The 1,049-nt window shown below is 68.9% G+C and carries 1 protein-coding gene; it reads right to left on the bottom strand.

Annotated elements, in window-relative coordinates; all coding sequences use genetic code 11:
- Nucleotides 1-59: 59 nt before the first annotated feature.
- Nucleotides 60-920 carry a hypothetical protein gene (locus MTBSS4_RS18755; RefSeq protein ID WP_173984897.1) on the bottom strand — a complete coding sequence of 287 codons (861 nt, stop codon included), beginning with the start codon at nucleotides 918-920 and terminating at the stop codon, nucleotides 60-62.
- Nucleotides 921-1,049 lie beyond the last annotated feature (129 nt).

The following is a 1,049-nucleotide window of genomic DNA, read 5'->3' as shown; positions in this document are numbered from 1 at the left end:
AGTCAACCATGGGCGAGGCGGTGCCCTCCCCAGGTCGGCCCGCGCTTCCGGCGACGGCGTCATCCAGTCCCCTTCAACCCGACGATCAGCTTGTCGAGGCCACGGAAGGCGGCCGCCAGTTCCACATGGGCCTCGCGCATGGCGGCCGGCTCGGGACAGGGATGGCCGCCGATGCGCGAGGTCTGGAGCATGCGCAGGGCGTTGGCGACCGATAGCCCCTTGACGAAGCTCGCCACATGGTTGACGGCGGAGTAATGCACCATCAGATGACCGGCCAGCTTTTCCGGCAGCAGGTGCAGCGACGGCTGTGCCGTCCGCCAGCCATGATCCATCCCGGCCAGGGCCAGCACCGCCGAGACGAACGATACCCCTGCCTCGGCGTTGGGGGGAACCGGAACAGCCTCGAACGCCTGACGGCGGGCCTCCAGTTCCAGGATCAGGATCGTGGCCGCCGCCTGACGGCGCTGCGCCTGGTCGCGTCGCACCTGGGTATTGGCCATGGCGGTTCCCACATGGCCGGCGATGGCGGCGCCCAGCACCAGCATCAGCGCCGCGACGACGGCGGCCAGCAGAAGCGGGATCTCGAGCGGTCCCGACAGCAGTGATGAAGATGAGGGCGGAGGTGGGGACGGGGGTGAAACCGCGGCCGGCGTCACCACGGGGGAGGGCGCCGTCGCGGCAACCGGAGGCGACGGGGAGGGAACCTGGGAAACGGACGGCATCGGCGCCTCGGCCTCGGGAGCGCTTACCGGCCTGACCGCCTGAAAGCCGGGAGTTTCCTCGGCAGGAAGGGCCGGAACGGCCGCCGACGGCACCGGCTGGTACAGTGCCGGCCCCGACGGCGGGTCCTCGTCAGCCGCTCCGGCCGGCATTCCAGCCAGCAGAGCGGTTCCCAGGATGACAACGGCCAGTCTGCGCATCGACACATCACCTTCGCGGTTCAATCCATCATACCGGCGAACCATAGACCATGGGCCGCCGGACATAAAGCGCCTGGGCATGCAACGGAAAAACCCCACCGGAGACCGATGGGGTTTGTTCGACCGGAA

Source organism: Magnetospirillum sp. SS-4, assembly GCF_902729425.1.
In the GTDB taxonomy this organism is placed as follows: domain Bacteria; phylum Pseudomonadota; class Alphaproteobacteria; order Rhodospirillales; family Magnetospirillaceae; genus Phaeospirillum.
The sequence above is the reverse complement of the archived record's forward strand: the minus strand, read 5'-3'. Positions and strand labels throughout refer to the sequence as shown.

What these genes read in the sequence shown, in the direction of transcription:
- MTBSS4_RS18755 (WP_173984897.1), bottom strand. Translation starts at nt 920, where the DNA reads ATGCGCAGACTGGCCGTTGTCATCCTGGGAACCGCTCTGCTGGCTGGA.